This is a genomic window from Staphylococcus sp. EG-SA-10 (assembly GCF_017151945.1).
Taxonomy (GTDB): Bacteria; Bacillota; Bacilli; order Staphylococcales; family Staphylococcaceae; genus Staphylococcus; species Staphylococcus aureus.
Genome location: NZ_JACVZJ010000021.1, coordinates 1 through 20230 on the forward strand (window position 1 = coordinate 1; position 20230 = coordinate 20230).

Below are 20230 nucleotides of genomic sequence, written 5' to 3' on the forward strand. Positions count from 1 at the left end.
CGACTTGCATGTATTAGGCACGCCGCCAGCGTTCATCCTGAGCCAGGATCAAACTCTCCATAAAAATTATGATGTTTGATTAGCTCATAAATACTAAATAATGTTTGTAACTAATAGTTACGTTTTTTGGAATTAACGTTGACATATTGTCATTCAGTTTTCAATGTTCATTAAAATTATCTATGGAGCGGGTGATGGGAATCGAACCCACAACATCAGCTTGGAAGGCTGAGGTTTTGCCATTAAACTACACCCGCTTATTTAATTAAGAATTTTGATGCGGCCGAGAGGACTTGAACCTCCACGGGATTTCTCCCACTAGGCCCTCAACCTAGCGCGTCTGCCATTCCGCCACGACCGCGGATATAGGCATTTAAAACATCTTCGTTTTTCAGAACGTTATTTATTATATTATGATTAAAAATATTTGTCAATAACTTTTAATCGTTTTTTTACATTAAATTAATTTGTGTTATCAGTTGTTAACACAACGTTATTTATAATAAAACATTAAGAACTTATTGTCAACATATTTTATAAATTAAATTTAGAATTGACTGTCTTTCAAATCAAAGTTTATTTAATTTGTTCTTTTTTAAGGAACGTGTTTAATCATACTAACTATAAGCTGTACAGTCAATAGAAAAATTCAATCAAAATGTCATTAAAAATGTATAATTATCTTTTGTGCTACTTTAAAGCTTTAATTGGGTAAAGTTTGTATATTATTCATTACTAAAATACGCCAAGATTTTTAATCTAATCAATTGAATTTCATCCTATCAAGTCACAATTTATGCCATTACCTATATCAATAGTAGAAAAGCCGCGATTGCGAAGTATTAAATTACGACAATCTCGGCTTTAAACATTTTATAAACACAATTTCTTCTTATTCAATTACTATGTTTACCAATCAAAATAACTCACTGATAAATTCTATATAAATTCCATACAACTCCTAAATAATCTTACATATACTCGAATTAGCTCTATTTGTATTGTACTTATTTCAATTGTCTTTTCATTCTTAATTTTCCATTACAATGTCCGCAACGCATACGATTCGTATCAACTTTACGGATACGTATATATTTTGCATGACATTTAGTGCAATAATATTCATAATTCGCCCGTTGTTGATAGCTTTCAATGCTGTTACAAAATCTAGGCGCTCCAACCTGTTGGCTCAATCGTTTAAAATCTTGATCTTTATGCTGATAACCTTTACCAGCAATATGCAAGTGATAATGACATAATTCGTGCAGTATAATTTTTACAACAGCATCTTCTCCATAATGCTCATATTGTTTTGGATTAATTTCAATATCATGGGACTTTAACAGATAACGTCCGCCTGTTGTACGTAACCTTTTATTAAAATATGCACAATGTCGAAACGTACGTCCAAATTTTTCTTCCGAAAGGTTCTCAACCATTCGCTGAAGTTTGTCATTATTCATGTGGATCAATCATCGTTAATGATACTTTGTCTTTATTTTTGTCAATACTGTAAATCCAAACGTCAACGATATCACCGACACTGACAATATCCATTGGATTTTTTACGAACTTCTTAGAAAGTTTCGAAACATGGACTAGGCCATCTTGTTTAACACCTATATCTACAAATGCTCCAAAATCTACTACATTTCTAACTGTGCCACTCAATTTCATTCCTTCTTTTAAATCTTCAATTGATAGCACATCGGATTTAAGGATTGGTGTTTCAAACTCGTCCCTTGGATCTCGATTAGGTGCTTTCAAGGATTTAATAATATCCTCTAATGTAGGTACACCGACTTGTAATTCAATCGCCAGTTCATCCATATCCAATGAATTTAATTTAGCTTTTAATGCATCACTACCTAAATCATTACCACCAAATCCGAGTTTATCTAATAACTGATACGTTACTTTATAGCTTTCGGGATGAATCGATGTATTATCCAATGGCTCTGACCCGTCTACTATTCTTAAAAATCCTATACTCTGCTCAAAAGTTTTAGCACCCAAACGCTTAATCTTGCTTAACTCTTTATTATGCTTTATTGCGCCATTTTCTTCTCTATATGCAATTATATTTTTAGCAATTTGCGAACTTAGACCAGACACATATTGTAATAATGATGATGATGCTGTATTGACATCAACACCTACTTGGTTAACTGCTGTTTCAACAACGAAAGTTAATGCATTTTCTAGTGCTTTTTGATTAACATCATGCTGGTATTGTCCAACACCAATAGATTTAGGATCGATTTTAACTAATTCACTTAATGGATCTTGGACGCGTCGTCCAATTGATACGGCACTTCTTTCTTCCACTTGAAAATCAGGAAATTCATCTCTAGCAATTTCTGATGCTGAGTATACTGAAGCGCCCGCTTCATTGACAATGATGAATTGTACTGGCAACTGATGCTTTTTAATTAAATCTGCAACAAATTGTTCTGTTTCACGACTTGCTGTACCATTGCCAATTGCAATTAATTGCACATCATACGCTTTAACCATTTGTACAAAATCCTTCTCTGCTGCTTCTTTTTTAGAAACTGGTGGATGCGGATAAATCACACCTTTTGCTATAAAAGTACCGAATGGGTTAATGACTGCTAATTTACAACCTGTTCTAAATGCTGGATCTACGCCTAATATTTGTTTACCTTTCATTGGAGGTTGCAGTAATAGATTTCTTAAGTTTTCACTAAAAACATCTATTGCATGATTTTCAGCTTTTTCAGTTAAATCAGCATGGATTTCACGCTCTATCGAAGGGACAATTAAGCGTTTCAAGCTATCTTTAATCGCCTCTAAAATATAACTGCGATTTACATTATTATGATTGATTTCTTGACGTGCAATGAAGTCCTCTACTGATGTCGTATCGAATTCAAACTTTACAGATAATACTTTCTCTTTTTCACCACGATTCACAGCTAAAACTCTATGATTAGCAATGCGTTTAATTGGCTCACTGTATGCATAGTACATTTCAAAAATACCTTTTTCATCTTCAGCATTTTTCTTTTTAGATGTAGTTAACACACCTTGATGATACATATCTTTTAAAATTTTTGTTCTATATTTAGGATTATCTGAAATTTGTTCCGCAATAATATCTTGCGCACCTTTGATAGCATCTTCAACCGATTGCACTTCTTCATTTATAAATTGTTGTGCTTTTTCTTCAATTGAGACTTCATGTTTACCTGCCTTCATCCATATCGCTAATGGTTCTAATCCTTTACGTTTCGCCTCAGTTGCCCTAGTCTTTTTCTTTTGTTTAAAAGGTCTATATAGGTCTTCAACACGTTGTAATTTGTTCTGTTTTAAAATATCTTTCTTTAATTCCTCAGTAAGTAATCCTTGCTGTTCTATATTTTTGATAACTTCTTCTTTACGTTTTTGTAAATTGACCATATATTGGTATTCGTCATCAATTTGCTTTATTTGAACTTCATCTAGTCCACCAGTTTGCTCTTTTCGATACCTCGCAATAAATGGTACTGTATTTTTTTCTTCAAGCAGTGTTAACACTGCTTCAATTTGTTTTTTACTAAATTGATATTTCTCTATGATTGAATTAATCAATTGATTGTCCATTTACTTAACCCACACTTTTTCTTAAATTTACTCATTTATTTTAACATATTCTAAAGTACTTCTATTAAGGTATGATACTTAATGCAATTTTAACTTCCAAAATTTTAAAAACGAATTATTAGGTCATATAATATTTTAAAACGCACTAAGATTATTGAAAATGACACACCATCATTTCTTAAATTTCATAATCTAAGCCTACTTTTTTATTCTAATAGCAATCCACCTATTTAAGTCGACAATTAGATATCTTTCTCACTTAAATTATTAATACTATATCGCGACATTTATGTGGATACACATTAAACTACGTTAATAATGCATTAATTCGAAAATCTTAATTAAATTAAAAATACCCCTCGATTTCAATTGACTAATCAAGGGATAATTGTATGAATTTTTCATTATAAAACGCATCATTAATAAGCAAATTCTATTTATGTGCTGCTTCTTGTAATTTCTTAATTGCCGTTCTTTGAAGTCTTGAAACATGCATTTGACTCAAACCAATACGCTCGCCCGTTTCTTTTTGACTCAAACCTTCAATAAACGTACATTGTATGATTTCTCGTTCGCGATCAGATAATATAGGTAATATTTTTTCTAAAATCATACGTTTTTCAGTTAAGTCATAATGGTCATCTTGTTGTCCCATAATATCTAATAGCGTAACAGTTGAACCATCTTTATCAGCTTCAATGGAATGATCAACACTTAACGCATTATAACTTTGTCCCATTTCCATTGCTTCTAACACTTCTTCTTCCGAAACTTCTAATCGATCAGCTATTTCACTGATAGAAGGTGAACGCTCTAATTCAGCGGTTAGTTCATCGCTCACTTTTTTGATTCTTGGCCCAATTTCTTTAATACGTCTCGGAACATGTACACTCCAAGTTTTATCTCGTAGATATCTTTTGATTTCACCGATTACAGTAGGTACTAAAAAGGCTTCAAACTTCCGTTCAAAGGACATATCGAATCTATTTATGGCACCTATTAAACCAACCATACCAACTTGAACTAAATCTTCGTGATGTGATTGTCCTTTAGAATATTTATATGCCAATGACTCAATTAGTTTTTGGTAATGTTTAACTAACTTATCTTGTGCATCTGTATTCTTATTTTCTTGGTGTTCTTTAATCCATTGGTTAATTTGCTCAGGTGAAACTTCATTAGCTGATTTCGACTCTTTCGCCATTATTTCGCACCTGCTCTTTTTTTATATACTTAGTCATACTGATTGTCACACCAGATTCTTTATATACTGTCACTTCATCCATTAAAGATTCGATTAAAAATAAACCTAGGCCACCTTCGCGTAAAAAGTCTATATTTTCGTCTTTATCATAAGGACCTATTTTTGATTTAGTTGTTTCATAATCAAAACTGTCACCTTTATCAGAAATAACAATTTTAATTTTATCTTCTAAAATTTCAAAATATATGTTAATAATGCCCACATTGTTTTTTTCTTTGTATGCATGTTTAACTGCATTTGTCACAGCTTCACTAACTGCAATCTTGGCATCTTCAATATCATCATATGTAGCACCAGCTCTCGAAAAAACGCCAGAAAGTGTTAAACGAATTAAACTTACATACTCTGCCGATGCTGGCACGCGCATTTCGATAAAATCTTCTTTAGATTGCATGTTATTCGACCTCCGTTCCTTCATTAACATGCATTAAATCCTTAAGACCAGTAATTTCAAATAGTCTACCGATACGATCTGACACACCTAAAATGTATAGCTCTTTATCATTTTGGTTTAATGCTTTTAATGTACCTACGAATAAACCTAAACCTGTCGAATCCATATAACTCACATTTTCTAAATTAACATAAATATCACGAGTTCCATCTTGTCTCATAGGTGTTAAAACCTCTTCTAATTCAGGCACAGTATAAACATCTAATTCTCCACCGACTTTAACTTCGTAAAATTTATCTTGAGTGGTTGTTTCTATATTAAGATTCATTTCATTACACTCCTACTTATTAAAAATATTTATCTTCATTTTAAGCGCTGTATCCACCATATTTATATTTCAAATTATTATATACCCATCGAAATAATTTCTAATCTTCTTTTTTAAATTAATTTACTCTTTTTATAATCAAAATAGTCATATCATCTTTTTTATTTGGGTTTTGAAGCTTTAAAATTGCTTCATAGATAATTTGAACAATATCTTGTGGGTGCATATGTTTATGTTTTTTAATATATTCTAAAAGTTTTTGTTTATCTATAAAGGTACCTTCACTATTTCTAGCTTCAGTCACACCATCCGTTAAAATGATAATTAAATCATCAAGGTATATTGGAATTTCTTGTTGTTGATATCGTGTTTGTGAACTTATTCCTAACACTCTACCTCTAACTGAAATTTCTTCAAATTCTTCTTTTTCAGCGCGATAAATATATCCAGGCTCATGACCAGCTGAACTACAATACAATAAATGGTTCATTTCTTCATATAAACCATAAAACATTGTGACGAACATATTTTGATTAATATTCTTTTCAACAACACGATTTAAACGTTTTAAGCCATCACTCGGTAATTGTGAGTGTCCATAAGAATCCATACCAAACTTTATCATACTCATTGCTAAAGCAGCTGGTATACCTTTTCCAATGACATCTGCAACAGCAAAGCTCATTGTGCCATCGTTATGGTCAATTAAATTAAAATAATCTCCACTTACTTTTTGTGCTGCCACTGAAATAACGCCAATTTGAATACTATCAAATTGTGGAATATCTGTTTTAAGCATTGTTTGTTGTAAGCTAGAAGCTAAGTCTATCTCTTTATCGTGAACTTGAAGTTTATCTACCAATCTTTGATAATCTCGATAACTATAACCAAAGCCTTTAACGATTTCTTGTAAGACATCTAATGTCTTGAACACATCTTCACGCGTTAAGTTTAACGTCAATATATAGTTTTTGTGAATATCGACAATGTCTTCAGGCAAGACGTCCTTACGAATCACTTCGTCAGTGTATTTCTCACACTTTTTTATCAATTCTACTTTATCTTGGCACGTTAAACTTTCATCAATTAAACCCTTATAATGTTGCTTAAATTCTTCCACGATTAGTTGCCTCCTCACTTCCCTTACAAAGCAAATGCTTAAGCAAGGATAATTATGATTCACTTACTAACATTTAATTAATTGCACATATCAATTTTGTCGATTGCAATTTTGCTGTAGATGATACTTTTAAGCTAAAAAAAACTTTAGGATGGAATACCTAAAGCCTAAAAAACTTAAGACATCCTTTTATAATAAAAAATATGAATATCATAACTGGTATTTGCTAAAATCTTTGTTTATAAGAAAATTCTTCGTACAGAATTTAGAAATAGTTATAATTATTATAAAGTTATTGTCTTTTATATCAATATTTTATTTATCTCTGAAAAATACATATAATAGACGCCTAATTTTTCTGATGAGCTACTGCATTCAGCCCTAAACTAATCATTAGTGCATTATCTACTTCTTTCATTTTATCATCGGATAAGTACGTCAGTTTTTCTTTCAATCGTTTTTTATCAAGTGTACGAATTTGTTCTAATAATATAACTGAATCTTTATCCAATTTATACTTTTTCTTTTCAATCTCTACATGTGTCGGTATTTTCGCTTTATTAATCCTACCAGTTATTGCCGCAACAATAACTGTAGGACTATATTTATTACCAGTATCATTTTGAATTATGACTACAGGTCTGACTCCCCCTTGTTCAGATCCCTGTACTGGTGATAAATCTGCTAAATAAACATCTCCTCGTCTAATCATTCATTCGTTGAATTAGAAGATAAATATGTTTCGTTGCAATCGCATGCTTCACACTCTATAGGAAAAGCTTCGTTCGCTAGGGAGAGATTTAAATCAGCCATTTGTGAATATCCTTCTTTTAAAGATTGTTCTAAGCTATGACTTCTATTTTGACTAAAAGATAACATATGAGAACCTCCAATTGATTCCAAAAGTTATTAAATGACCTTTAATTACTCTAATGATAACAAATTTTATATGCACTGACCATATTATTTTAACAATTCATTTGTTACAAAACGTTGATCACCATCATGATAGATTCGTGGCAAACGTCTCGACAAGTTACATAGCACTTCATAATTAATAGTATGTTGCTTTTCAGCTGCCACCTCTACCGACTGTGGACTTTCTCTATGATTATCTATTAAAATCACCGAATCTCCAGCTTTAACTTGATCTGGCACTTTTACAATTGTCTGATCCATACATACGCGACCAATAACTTCGCATTGATGACCATTTACATTTACAAAGCTACCTTGCATAATGCGTAAATAGCCATCTGCATATCCAATAGGTAACAATGCTATTGTTGTTGGATCAGTAGCTGTATAAGTTGCACCATAACTTACAGACTCACCCGCTTGTAGCGTCTTTGTTTGAACTACATTAGCAATTAATTGCACACTTGGTTTAAGGTGTACTTTAACTTTTTGCTGTACATACTCTGATGGATAATATCCATAAAGGGAAATTCCTGGTCTTATTGCATTACAGAATTGGCAATCCATTAATAGAGAACCTGCTGAGTTCTGACAATGTATATATTCAGGTTTAATTGCTTCATTGACCATATCTTTAAAACGTTGATATTGTTCAGTTGTCATATCTCCTGGTTCGTCAGCACAGGCAAAGTGTGTAAAGACGCCTTCAAATACAAGTTGCTCATATTGTTGAATGATTTCAATCACTTCTTGATACGTTTTAGTATCTTTAATACCTAAACGTCCCATTCCTGTATCTAATTTAATATGCAACCATAACTTTTTCTCTTGCTCACCAGAAATGTTTTTAATTGCTTCTTTCAACCACTGTTTAGACGGAACCGTTAAGGCAACTCGGTGTTGTATCGCTTTATCAATATCTTTAGCTGGTAACACACCTAAGACTAAAATTTTAGCAGTAATCCCATGCATTCTAAGTTCTATCGCTTCATCTAACGTTGCTACAGCAAAAAATGTGGCACCATTTTCCATTAAATGACGTGCTACTTTAACACTACCTAGTCCATAGGCATTGGCTTTAACGACAGCCATCACTGTTTTATTTGGATGTAATGTACTGAATACTTTGAAATTTGATGCAACAGCGTTTAAATCTACATTCATATACGCAGATCTATAATATTTATCTGACATATTACTTCCTCCTGTAATTCCCACACGTTTTAAAACTAGATCTTAATTATCATTGTATAACAAATTTAAAATGCTGACTTTTCTAAAACAACTTGGCTCATCGCATATTGCTCAGTGTGTGAGATACTAACATGTACGATGAACCCTTCGTAATCAATCTTTGGTTTGCCAAGTTCGTCGTTGTAACAGTCTATATCGTTAAAAGCTACATGTTTTCCTAAGCCTGTGCCTAATGCTTTACTGAACGCTTCTTTTGTAGCAAACCTGCCAGCTAAAAATTCAATTTTACGTTGCTCATGTGTGAAATTGTTGAATTTGTGCTGTTCATTTTTAGTTAAAATCCGCTCAACCAATTTTGGTTGCTTACTATATAACACTTTTATTCGATCGATTTCGATTAAATCTACACCAATTCCATGTATCATTGATTATTCCTCATTTTTATTGTTTTCTAAATGTCTCTCGTTATTTAACCATCGTTTCAATCTACGTGCTTCACTTCTATCTATTAATTCAATTTCAGCTTGACCACCCGCTGTATAAAGTGTCAAAGTTGCTAATCGATAGCGTCTCATTATAGGTCCAACATCGATATCAATATTTTGAATACGAAAATATGGTATTACTTTTTCATCCAAAAATAAAATGCCGTTTCGTACACGCAAATGGTGTTTTTCAAATGCATATCTGCAGTGCTTATATCGATAGACTGGCACTATTACAAGCGTGAAAACAGCAACAAGTAATATTATAATCACACTACTAACAATGGATATATAGTTATCTAATATCTCCCAAAATAGCCAGTTCAAAATATTAAATGCTATTAAAAGTACAAGCGCTATTGGTATCCAAAACAGCACAGCACTTAACCTCATCACTTTTTTAGCGTGTGGTGACATATAATTATAATCCCTCATCATTTTCACCTCTCAAATACCACGACTTCAATTTATTTGCATCTTCACTTCTTGCGTATTTCAAGTTAATCGATTGGGCTCCCACACCTTTAGCAACAATAAAACTAAAATTATTTAAATTGTTGCGTTTAAGTAATGAATGTTGCCAAGTGTCAAATCCTATAATGTGATGCGCTTTAAAATAATAAATATTTCGTTTCAATAGCTCGAAATTCTGGATAGTAATTTGTTCTTCTGTCATTTTAAAACCCGCATGTTTGACATAAAGATATCCTTTGATCACAAATAAACCAATAATGACTACCGTTATAATCGTAAATAACAATAATAATTGATTCCAAAAATAACAGCCAATTCCTGCCATAGCTATGACAATAATACTAGGTATTAAAAAGTGTCTGTGGAAACCTGACAAAGGCATACCTTCATTAACTTGTTGATAAGATAAATCAGGTACTAAATTCTGGATAATTTGATAGGCTTTGTCTCGTTTAATAAACGGCAATATCGGTACACTACCTGAATCATTGTCATCATCTTCGATTTTTTTATTTTCAAAATCACTTGTGATGATAAAATGTATTGCTGTGTAGCCAAATAATCTTCGTATATATGACTGACGTTCAACAACAGCTTGCAATCGTTTCGTTGGTACAGTTACTTTCTTCTTGTTAAAGAGACCATATTCAATTTTAAGTTGCTCATTTTCAAGCATCACCGAAAAGCCATAAAATCTTATCATCGTTATAATCGTTCCAATAATATATGCCACTATTAATACTAGTAAAATGATGATTAATACTGAAATACTTACAATTTGAACCCATTGACTAATTTCATAATTTAGCTTCGACCATGGGATCAACTCTCTTACAGCGCCGTAAATCGGTACTAAAGCTGCTAACGTCACTCCAATGGCGCCACTGGTCATTGCCATAAATAGCGATTCTTTAAAATTCATTTGATATATAGGAATGCGTTTATTTTTCTGATTAAGCTTACTATCAGAGTTCTGCACTTCATCTAGCCGACCTTCTGCGATGTCTTCCACATTACCTTCAATGTCATGATTACGGTTGCCATTCTGCTCATTACTAGACTTTTGCGCCATTTCTGTCTTCAACTCTGTTTGCAATTGATCAATATAGCGTTCAAGATATTCACCTTGTTTTTTCGAAATAACACTTAACACAATACCATCACTTGGCGTTTTGATTTGTAAATCCACACCACCAATGATTTGATTGACGACCCCTTGTGTCATATCAACGGACTGAATACGTTTTATATTTAATTCTTTACGCTTTTTATTAAAAATACCTGTTGTTAAAATGAAATAATTATCCTCAATCCAATATCTCGTGTTCATAATTCCGACAATTTGAGAAATGTATGATATTAAAAAGAATACAAATACAATACCTATCCATAAATATGATTCGGGATTCGTATAATCAAAATCTTTCAATTGAAAGATAACAAAAATAAAAAAGACGACTATGTTTTGTTTGATAGCATTAATTATGCCATTAAAATATGAAATCGGATGTAATTTTTGAGGTTCAGACATCACTTTCAACCCCTCTCAAATTCGACATAGTTCTCGCTTCGATTACTTTAACATCGTCATGAGACATCATCGGTAAATAAATAGTATGACCTGCAGTCATAAATCCAACTTTATACAAATTAAGCACTTTACTAATTGGATTAGATTTAATCGACAAGTATTGTAAACGTTCAATTCGACTCGTTTCTTCTTTATATATTAAAAATGATGTGCGATATTGTACACTTAGTTGATCAATTTGATAAAAGCGACAGTGATATTGCCATAAAGGTTTAATAAATAATTTTAATGTACTCAGAGCACCTAAAACCAACAAAATATAAATTAAGTACTGAGGCCATTCAAATCTTAACCATATAAAATAAAAAATGACATACACAGCTACACTCAATATAAATTCTATGCCATTCGTAATGTAGTAATACAACAATGCTGACTTAGGACTCTTAGACAACTTAGTATAATCTGACATATACCCCTCTCCCCAAATAAAAAATTATACGGATTTATAATCTATTTCATTTTATTTTTATATGTTGATAATTATAGCATATGGAATATTTCATGCTAATTTATTCTTCCTAAAGGTACATCTAAAAATTTAGTTAAGCAGAAAGTGCTTGAATTGCTAAAAAGACACCATGTTATAATTTTATCAACATGATGCCTTTCATCTATGTTCAATCTTTCATCTTATCAAGAGCAATATTTAGTTCAAGCACATTCACATAATCATTTGTTAACACACCACGTTGCTTACGATGTTGAATCAAGTCGGCCACTCTTGAAGTAGATATATGACGAGCATCAGCAATGCGAGGTGCTTGCTTCAATGCATTTTCAACCGTAATATGCGGATCTAAGCCCGACCCAGAACTTGTTGCAGCATCTATTGTTACATTTGAATTACCAAATTTAACATGATGTTTCACGCGTGCTATTAATTCAGTGTTTCCATTCGATTCATTCCTTCCACCTGATGATACGCCGTTTTTATATAATTTTTCAGGATTCATATTATAATCAACTGCACTCGGTCTCCCGTGAAAATATCGTGTATCTGTCCAGTGCTGTCCAATCAATTTTGATCCAACTATACGATTGTCATACGTAATTAAACTACCATTTGCTTGTTGATAAAAAAATATTTGACCAATTAACGTGATAGCTAACGGGAATAAAAATCCACATAATACCATAGTTATTATCGTTAAACAAATACTATTTCTTATCGTATTCATGGTACAGACTCCTTCCTCTTTACACAAAAAATTGTACAATCATATCTATTAATTTAATGCCTAAAAACGGGACGATTAATCCACCTAATCCATAAATCAACATATTATTTATAAAAATTCTATCAATGCTGTAACCCTTTACTTTTACACCTTGCATGGCAATTGGAATTAAAGCAACAATGATTAATGCATTGAATATCAAAGCTGATATGATTGCAGATTTAGGTGACGATAAATGCATAATATTTAGTGAAGTCATTTCTGGAATCGTTGACATCATTAGTGCAGGTAAAATTGCAAAGTATTTTGCTACGTCATTAGCCAAACTAAATGTCGTTAATGCACCTCTCGTCATTAATAATTGTTTGCCTATTTTTACAACCTCTATTAACTTTGTAGGATTCGAATCTAAATCAATTAGATTGGCCGCCTCTTTAGCACTAATTGTCCCTGAGTTCATAGCTAATCCTATATTCGCTTGTGCTAGCGCGGGTGCATCATTTGTACCATCTCCTGTCATCGCAACAATATGGCATTTCGCTTGTTCATCTTTGATGACTTTAATTTTATCTTCGGGTTTACACTCTGCAACAAATCTATCAACACCCGCTTCTTTTGCAATTGTAGCTGCTGTTAAAGCATTATCGCCCGTACACATAACTGTTTCAATGCCCATTTTTCTCAATTCAGCAAATCGTTCTACAAGACCATCTTTAATCACATCTTTTAAATAAATCACGCCAAGCATGACATTGTTTTCAATGACTATTAATGGTGTGCCACCTTTACTCGATACATCCATACAGATAGACTCAATATTAAGAGGAATATTGCCTTGTTGTTGTTTGACAAGATTTATCATACTATTAGGTGCACCTTTGAATACCGATATTTCATTTGTAATGATTCCGCTCATTCTAGTTTCAGCTGTAAAAGGCTTATATGTGCCATCAATGTCTTTAGGCAGCTCATTTATATACATCTGCTTCGCTAATCGCACAATACTTTTTCCTTCTGGCGTATCATCGTAGATTGATGACATATAAGCAGCGACTATCAATTTTTCCCACATTTGTTGATTCACTGGTAAAAATTCACTAGCGATTCGATTGCCATAAGTGATTGTGCCTGTCTTGTCTAAAATCATTACATCGACATCTCCACATACTTCTACAGCACGCCCACTTTTCGCTAATACATTGAATTGAGTAACACGATCCATGCCTGCAATACCAATCGCCGATAACAAACCACCGATTGTCGTTGGTATTAAACATACTGTTAACGCAATGAGCATCGCAATAGGTAAAATTAAATGCAGGTAAGATGCTATTGGATATAATGTTACAATAACGACTAAAAATATAATTGTTAACGTTGTTAATAATGTAAAAAGTGCAATTTCATTTGGTGTTTTATTTCTTTCCGCCCCTTCAACTAAGGCAATCATTTTATCTAAAAAAGATGTACCCGCTTCACTCTCAACACGTATTTCTAACCAATCAGATGTTACAAGTGTACCGCCAATGACTCCATCAAAATCGCCACCTGATTCTTTTATCACAGGTGCAGACTCACCAGTAATTGCAGATTCATCAACGGTTGCTAATCCATTTATTACAACGCCATCAGCAGGGATTGTTTCTCCATTTTCTACCCGAATATTTTGTCCGGCTTTTAACTCTGTGGCGTTCACTATCCGATACGCACCATTTTCTTCTACCAATCGAGCAGTTAAATTTGATTGTGCTTGTCTTAAACTATCAGCTTGCGCTTTTCCACGACCTTCAGCAAAGGCTTCTGAAAAATTAGCAAACAATATAGTTATTAATAATATGATAAAAATTGTAATCAAATAACCTCGCGATAGATAGCTAGTTCCAAATATGTCAGGAAAACATATTAATATCAACGTTAAAATCATTCCAACCTCAACGACAAACATTATCGGATTTTTTATTAATTGTTTAGGATTCAGCTTATAAAAACTCATTTTCAAAGCTTCTATCACCATTGTTTGATTGAAATATTTATTTACATGATGCATTATTTCCATCCCTTTACTTTATTTTAAAGTTAAAAATTCACCAATAGGACCAAGTAATAGTACTGGAATAAATGTCAAACCACTTAGTAAAACGATAAATACGATTAGTGATACGCCAAAATAAGGTTTATCAATCGCTATTGTATGTTTATCTTGGTGGTATGATTTTTTATTCACTAAACTTGATGCAATCATTAATTGCAAAATAATTGGTATATAACGAGAAAGCAACATAATGATTCCTGTAGAGATATTCCAGAATGTTGTATCATCTTTCAGTCCTTCAAACCCTGATCCATTGTTCGCAGCAGCTGACGTCATTTCATACATAACTTGTGAGATACCATGAAAATACGGATTCGTTATACTTTCACTTGCTCCAGGAATCATAAAAGCAAGTGCTGAAAATGCTAAAATTAAAATTGGATGTATGAGAAAGACTAAGACAATACATTTCATTTCACGGGCGCCAATTGGCATATTTAAATATTCTGGTGTTTTACCAACCATCAAACTGCATATAAACACCGTCAGTAAGACATATATCAATAAATTCATGAGTCCTACGCCTTCGCCACCAAATACAACATTTAGCATCATTAATACCATTGGTCCTAATCCACCTAAAGGCGTTAAGCTATCATGCATGTTATTAACAGAACCCGTTGTAAATGCCGTCGTAATAACTGTAAATAGTGCTGACAAGCCTGCTCCAAACCGTACCTCTTTACCTTCCATATTCGGTCCATGAATGTCTAAATTCGCTAGTATTGGATTACCACGATACTCACTCCACATAGTTAATGTAAGAACTGCTATAAAAATGAAAAACATTGCGACAAATAATATCAGCGCATGACGATGCACTCGTTTACCATGTCTACTTAACATGCGACCAAATAAGAACAACATTGACATAGGAAGTAACATCATACTGCCCATTTCTATAAAATTGCTCCAAATATTTGGATTTTCAAAAGGTGTTGCAGAATTTCCTGCTAAAAATCCTCCACCATTCGTACCAAGGTGTTTTATTGATTCAAGTGATGCAATAGGTCCAAATGCAATATGTTGAATATGTCCGCTTAAAGTCCGAATCATTAAATTAGCATGCAACGTTTGTGGTACACCTTGAGTCATCAATAAAATACTAATTAAACATGATAATGGTAAAAGCACTCGGACAATAAACCGAACAATATCTTGATAAAAATTACCAATGATATTAGTCAATCCAGTTAAACGTCTCAACATCGCTATACAAACGGCGTAACCTGATGCACTAGATGTAAACATTAAATATGTCATTACAATCATTTGCGTTAAATATGTCACACCTGATTCACCGTTATAGTGTTGTAAATTACTATTTGTTAAAAAGGATATTGCTGTATTAAACGCTAAATCTATCGATTGGTTTAAATTATGATTTGGATTAAAAAAAAGCCATTGCTGAACTATTAGCAATACAAATGTTATAAACCCCATAAATCCATTAAATGCTAGAAAATGTTTGACATATGTTTTAGCTGACATGTGTTCTAAATCTGTGCCGATAATTTTAAAACACATATTTTCAAATCTAGTAAATATTAAATCTACTCTTGACGACTGTACCAATGCTACGCGATATAGATATCCACTAAAAACATACGCAATCATAACCATCATTGTTAGAAACAAAATTATTTCCATGATAACCCTCACTTAATGTATTTCTAAAATTTTTCACTACGAATTAAGGCATAAAATAAATACAAAACTAATGCAATAACTACCAATAATAAAACGATGAGCATTGCCATAACCTCCTTACAACATAACAACATCGTAACAACTTGTTTATGAGAGAAACATTAATTTTCAAACTTAGTTATTAAGAAATCATTAAGATGTGTATGCAGAAATAAATTTTATAGCATTTAATTGTGAAGAATATTATGATATTGCTATCGAGGTGAAGGTTATGTCAAACACTGAATCGCTAAACATAGGAAAAAAGCGTGGATCTTTAACAATTTACATCGGTTACAGTCCAGGTGTTGGTAAAACATTTGAGATGCTTTCAAATGCCATTGAACTATTTCAAAGTAACGTTGATATTAAAATAGGATATATTGAACCCCATCAACGTGATGAAACAAATGCATTAGCTGAACAATTACCTAAAATCGCAACCAATTTTACTAAATATGGTAGTCATCATTTTCAATATTTAGATGTCGACCGCATAATCGAAGAATCGCCGACAATAGTACTTATCGATGAGTTAGCACATACGAACATTTCTAGAGATCGTCATGAAAAACGATATATGGATATTGAAGAAATTTTAAATCATGGTATCGATGTTCATACTACTTTGAACATTCAACATATTGAAAGTTTAAGTAGTCAAATTGAACTGATGACCGGTGTACATATTAAAGAACGTGTACCCGACTATTTCATAATGAGCGCCGATGTATTAGAAGTCGTAGATATCTCACCTGAACAATTAATTAAACGCTTAAAAGCTGGCAAGGTATATAAAAAGGATAGGCTAGATGTAGCATTTAGTAATTTCTTTACGTATGCCCACCTAAGCGAACTGCGTACATTGACGTTAAGAACAGTTGCCGACTTGATGAGTGATAAAGAAAAAGTCCGACACAACCATAAAACGTCACTCAAACCTCATATTGCTGTGGCAATTAGTGGGAGCATTTATAATGAAGCAGTAATTAAAGAGGCATTCCATATTGCTCAAAAAGAACATGCAAAATTCACTGCTATTTATATAGATGTATTCGAAAAAAACAGGCAATATAAAGATAGTCAAAAGCAAGTGCATCAACATCTCATGCTTGCAAAATCATTAGGAGCAAAAGTAAAAGTAGTTTATAGCCAAACCGTTGCATTAGGATTAGACGAATGGTGTAAAAATCAAGATGTAACCAAATTAATTATCGGACAACATATTAGAAATAAGTGGCGAGACTTTTTCAATAAACCTTTAATTGACCATTTAATGTCCTTTGAACATAGCTATAAAATCGAAATCGTTCCAATCAAACAAATACCTGTTGAATTGAAAATGAACAAGTCACCCTATCGTCCTAAAGGCAAACGTTTCGCTATAGATATGTTAAAAATGATTTTGATTCAAATAATTTGTGTAATGATGGGACTATGGATTTATCAACTTGATAAGCATGAGTCTAGTACGATTATTTTAATGATTTTTCTCATCGGCATCATTTTATTATCCATTTGGACGCGGTCCTACATCATTGGCTTTTTAGCAGCAATTATTAACGTATTTGTTTTTAATTATTTTTTTACGGAACCTAGATATACATTTGAAGTATACCGCTTTGACTATCCTATTACATTTATCGTTAGCATTTTAACAAGTATTTTAACGAGTGCTTTATTAAAACAAATTAAATTCCAATACTCCATTACTAAAAAGCAACTTTATCGTACAGATTTATTATTTCAATTTAATGATTCGATTAAACAAACTTATACAGTTGAAAACTTACTAATAAATGCTGGATACCAAATTAATCAATTATTGCAACGATCAATTACTATATACGTTATCAATCAATCCAAAGTAATTAAAACAATACCATTGCAAAACCATATCGATAATAAGACTCAACAGCATGAACAAGCATTAAGCTGGGTAATTAAAAATGAAAGACAAGCTGGTGCAACAACAGATACATTTCCAGGCATTAATAAATGGTTGATACCAATTGGCACATCTCCGATTAAAGGCATTCTAGCCATTGATTGCCAAAGTTCTCAAGTGATTAATCCATATGATGCATCAATATTAGAATCAATGTTAAATGAACTTTCTCTCGCCGTTGAAAATGTGACGTTACTTAAACAAACGAGAGAATCCATGTTACAGGCTGAACGTCAACTGACACATTCAAATTTTTTAAGATCAATTTCGCATGACATACGTACACCGTTAACAACAATTATGGGAAATTTAGATATTTTAGTATCACATAGTAAAGATATGTCTATCATAGAAAAGGAACAATTACTTGTGCATAGTTTTCAAGAAAGTCAGTATTTATATCTTTTAGTGACAAATATTTTATCATTAACAAAATTACAATCATCAAATGTTCAGATAAAATTGCAACCTTATCTCGTTAGTGAATTAGTAGAAGAAATCGATATGATTTTAGAACGTCGCCATTTAAAAAAGCGTATAACTGTATCATCCTCAGTAGATTTACAGTTTATACACATTGACAGTAAGTTGATTTTACAAGCTTTATTCAATTTGATTGAAAATGCAGTTAAACACACTTCTACTGACACCAAAATCAATTTATCTATTCGTTATGCTAGCGATGAACAAATCGAATTTGCCGTTATAGACGAAGGACCTGGAATTAGTTTAGAAGAACAACAAAAGATATTCGAGCCTTTTTACACAGGATCAAATAAATATTTTAAAGATAACCAAAAAGAAAGCATGGGACTAGGCTTATATTTAGTACAGACTATCCTACACAAACATCAATCAAACTTACAATATAAACCAAACCAACCACACGGCAGTATATTCTATTTCAATATAGATACAGACTTTAATGAAGGAGACATATAATGCAATCTAAAATATTGATAATTGAAGATGATCACGCAATCACACATTTACTTGATGTTGCATTAACTTTAGATTATTACAATGTAACTACAGCCGAAAATGCCACACAAGCACACTTTAAAATTCAAATCGATAAACCAGATGTCATTTTATTAGATTTAGGTTTACCAGATAAAGATGGATTATGTTTGATTTCAGAAATCAGGCAACATACTGACATTCCTATCATTGTAATAAGTGCAAGACAAGAAGAACAAACAATTATTCAAGCTTTAGATAACGGTGCGAATGACTATATGACTAAGCCTTTTAATGTTGATGAGCTTCGGGCACGAATTCGAGTCATCGAAAGAATCGCTAAGTCACATCAAGAAACTAACATTGTATTTACTAACGGTTTGCTAAGCATCGACTTTGGCTCCAAATCTGTTGTTATTAATAATCAGGAGGTACATTTGACACCAAATGAATTTAGCTTGTTAGAACTATTGGCAAATCATAAAGGAAAAGTACTCACTTATGAGATGATATTAAAACGAATATATGGCTATGTTAATAAGACTGAAATGCCTAGTTTAAGAGTGCATATGACATCATTAAGACAAAAACTTTCACAATGTCACGAGGACGCAAAAGATATTATTAAAACACATCCACGCATTGGATATCAAATGTTGCAGTGGAAAGAGAAATAATTAAATAAAAAAGATTGCTGCCATTAAACGAATGATTGGCAGTGATCTTTTTTATATTCAACTTATTATTTATCGCGCACTAGTGTCAGCAAAATGCCCTATTGTTTTTTACAAGAACATGATACCGAAATTACTTTTATAAAGTTTATTTATGTTCGATTATTCTTAATTTAAGTAGTCGTTATATTCTAGATTCATATTTATATTTACACAGAATGATATAACCGCACACAGATCTCAATCCAATTAAATATTTAACCTTTAAAACGTTAGTACTTTGATATCTACAGAGAATCAGTTATTGAAAAC

19 protein-coding genes, 2 tRNA genes and 1 rRNA gene are annotated in these 20230 nt (G+C 32.4%); 2 read left to right on the plus strand and 20 right to left on the minus strand.

The features are described from left to right. The 20 genes from IDG45_RS11235 to kdpF all read right to left on the minus strand — a co-directional run. A 16S ribosomal RNA gene (locus tag IDG45_RS11235) occupies nt 1–64 on the minus strand; the annotation flags it as partial. A gap of 119 nt (nt 65–183) precedes the next feature. Then, a tRNA-Gly gene (locus IDG45_RS11240) sits at nt 184–257 on the minus strand. Nucleotides 258–278: 21 nt separating this feature from the next. Continuing rightward, a tRNA-Leu gene (locus IDG45_RS11245) sits at nt 279–361 on the minus strand. 646 nt (nt 362–1007) lie between these two features. Next, complete coding sequence (locus IDG45_RS11250) at nt 1008–1463, minus strand: SprT family protein (RefSeq protein WP_001058111.1); 456 nt, start codon at nt 1461–1463, stop codon at nt 1008–1010. Beyond that, nucleotides 1456–3606, minus strand: a complete 2151-nt coding sequence (locus IDG45_RS11255; RefSeq protein ID WP_000370110.1) for a Tex family protein — start codon at nt 3604–3606, stop codon at nt 1456–1458. Before IDG45_RS11255 ends, IDG45_RS11250 begins: the two co-directional genes overlap by 8 nt. 433 nt (nt 3607–4039) lie before the next feature. Beyond that, complete coding sequence (sigB, locus tag IDG45_RS11260) at nt 4040–4810, minus strand: RNA polymerase sigma factor SigB (RefSeq protein ID WP_001041107.1); 771 nt, start codon at nt 4808–4810, stop codon at nt 4040–4042. After that, nucleotides 4785–5264 carry an anti-sigma B factor RsbW gene (gene rsbW / locus IDG45_RS11265; RefSeq protein ID WP_001190825.1) on the minus strand — a complete coding sequence of 160 codons (480 nt, stop codon included), beginning with the start codon at nt 5262–5264 and terminating at the stop codon, nt 4785–4787. The genes sigB and rsbW overlap by 26 nt, the downstream gene beginning before the upstream one ends. A gap of 1 nt (nt 5265) precedes the next feature. Further along, nucleotides 5266–5592 carry an anti-sigma factor antagonist gene (locus IDG45_RS11270; protein ID WP_001052491.1) on the minus strand — a complete coding sequence of 109 codons (327 nt, stop codon included), beginning with the start codon at nt 5590–5592 and terminating at the stop codon, nt 5266–5268. 118 nt (nt 5593–5710) lie between these two features. Next, nucleotides 5711–6712, minus strand: a complete 1002-nt coding sequence (locus IDG45_RS11275; protein WP_000390829.1) for a SpoIIE family protein phosphatase — start codon at nt 6710–6712, stop codon at nt 5711–5713. Between the two features lie 349 nt (nt 6713–7061). Next, on the minus strand, nt 7062–7424 hold the full coding sequence (locus tag IDG45_RS11280) for a type II toxin-antitoxin system PemK/MazF family toxin (RefSeq protein ID WP_000621175.1): 363 nt from the start codon (nt 7422–7424) through the stop codon (nt 7062–7064). Then, on the minus strand, nt 7421–7591 hold the full coding sequence (gene mazE / locus IDG45_RS11285; RefSeq protein WP_000948331.1) for a type II toxin-antitoxin system antitoxin MazE: 171 nt from the start codon (nt 7589–7591) through the stop codon (nt 7421–7423). The genes IDG45_RS11280 and mazE overlap by 4 nt, the downstream gene beginning before the upstream one ends. Before the next feature lie 84 nt (nt 7592–7675). Next, the gene (gene alr / locus IDG45_RS11290; protein ID WP_001281143.1) at nt 7676–8824 is read right to left on the minus strand and encodes an alanine racemase; all 1149 of its coding nucleotides are present in this window, start codon (nt 8822–8824) and stop codon (nt 7676–7678) included. A gap of 65 nt (nt 8825–8889) precedes the next feature. Next, complete coding sequence (acpS, locus tag IDG45_RS11295) at nt 8890–9249, minus strand: holo-ACP synthase (RefSeq protein WP_000581198.1); 360 nt, start codon at nt 9247–9249, stop codon at nt 8890–8892. 3 nt (nt 9250–9252) lie between these two features. Further along, the gene (locus tag IDG45_RS11300; RefSeq protein ID WP_001205919.1) at nt 9253–9744 is read right to left on the minus strand and encodes a PH domain-containing protein; all 492 of its coding nucleotides are present in this window, start codon (nt 9742–9744) and stop codon (nt 9253–9255) included. Beyond that, nucleotides 9731–11314 carry a PH domain-containing protein gene (locus IDG45_RS11305; RefSeq protein WP_001294640.1) on the minus strand — a complete coding sequence of 528 codons (1584 nt, stop codon included), beginning with the start codon at nt 11312–11314 and terminating at the stop codon, nt 9731–9733. Before IDG45_RS11305 ends, IDG45_RS11300 begins: the two co-directional genes overlap by 14 nt. Next, nucleotides 11307–11786 carry a PH domain-containing protein gene (locus IDG45_RS11310; protein ID WP_001287075.1) on the minus strand — a complete coding sequence of 160 codons (480 nt, stop codon included), beginning with the start codon at nt 11784–11786 and terminating at the stop codon, nt 11307–11309. The genes IDG45_RS11305 and IDG45_RS11310 overlap by 8 nt, the downstream gene beginning before the upstream one ends. 208 nt (nt 11787–11994) lie before the next feature. Beyond that, nucleotides 11995–12555 carry a K(+)-transporting ATPase subunit C gene (locus IDG45_RS11315; RefSeq protein ID WP_206171630.1) on the minus strand — a complete coding sequence of 187 codons (561 nt, stop codon included), beginning with the start codon at nt 12553–12555 and terminating at the stop codon, nt 11995–11997. A gap of 19 nt (nt 12556–12574) precedes the next feature. Further along, nucleotides 12575–14602 carry a potassium-transporting ATPase subunit KdpB gene (gene kdpB, locus IDG45_RS11320; protein ID WP_000546605.1) on the minus strand — a complete coding sequence of 676 codons (2028 nt, stop codon included), beginning with the start codon at nt 14600–14602 and terminating at the stop codon, nt 12575–12577. An 18-nt stretch (nt 14603–14620) separates the two neighbouring features. Then, nucleotides 14621–16297, minus strand: coding sequence for a potassium-transporting ATPase subunit KdpA (gene kdpA, locus IDG45_RS11325; protein ID WP_000402637.1), 1677 nt, complete (start codon nt 16295–16297; stop codon nt 14621–14623). A gap of 23 nt (nt 16298–16320) precedes the next feature. Beyond that, the gene (kdpF, locus tag IDG45_RS11330; RefSeq protein WP_001789641.1) at nt 16321–16431 is read right to left on the minus strand and encodes a K(+)-transporting ATPase subunit F; all 111 of its coding nucleotides are present in this window, start codon (nt 16429–16431) and stop codon (nt 16321–16323) included. 137 nt (nt 16432–16568) lie between these two features. On the opposite strand from kdpF, the gene IDG45_RS11335 reads away from it, so the two are divergent. Together IDG45_RS11335 and IDG45_RS11340 are read left to right on the plus strand one after the other, a co-directional pair. Further along, complete coding sequence (locus IDG45_RS11335; RefSeq protein WP_031927383.1) at nt 16569–19226, plus strand: ATP-binding protein; 2658 nt, start codon at nt 16569–16571, stop codon at nt 19224–19226. Next, nucleotides 19226–19921, plus strand: coding sequence for a response regulator transcription factor (locus IDG45_RS11340; RefSeq protein WP_001190844.1), 696 nt, complete (start codon nt 19226–19228; stop codon nt 19919–19921). Before IDG45_RS11335 ends, IDG45_RS11340 begins: the two co-directional genes overlap by 1 nt. The last annotated feature ends 309 nt before the right edge of the window (nt 19922–20230 follow it).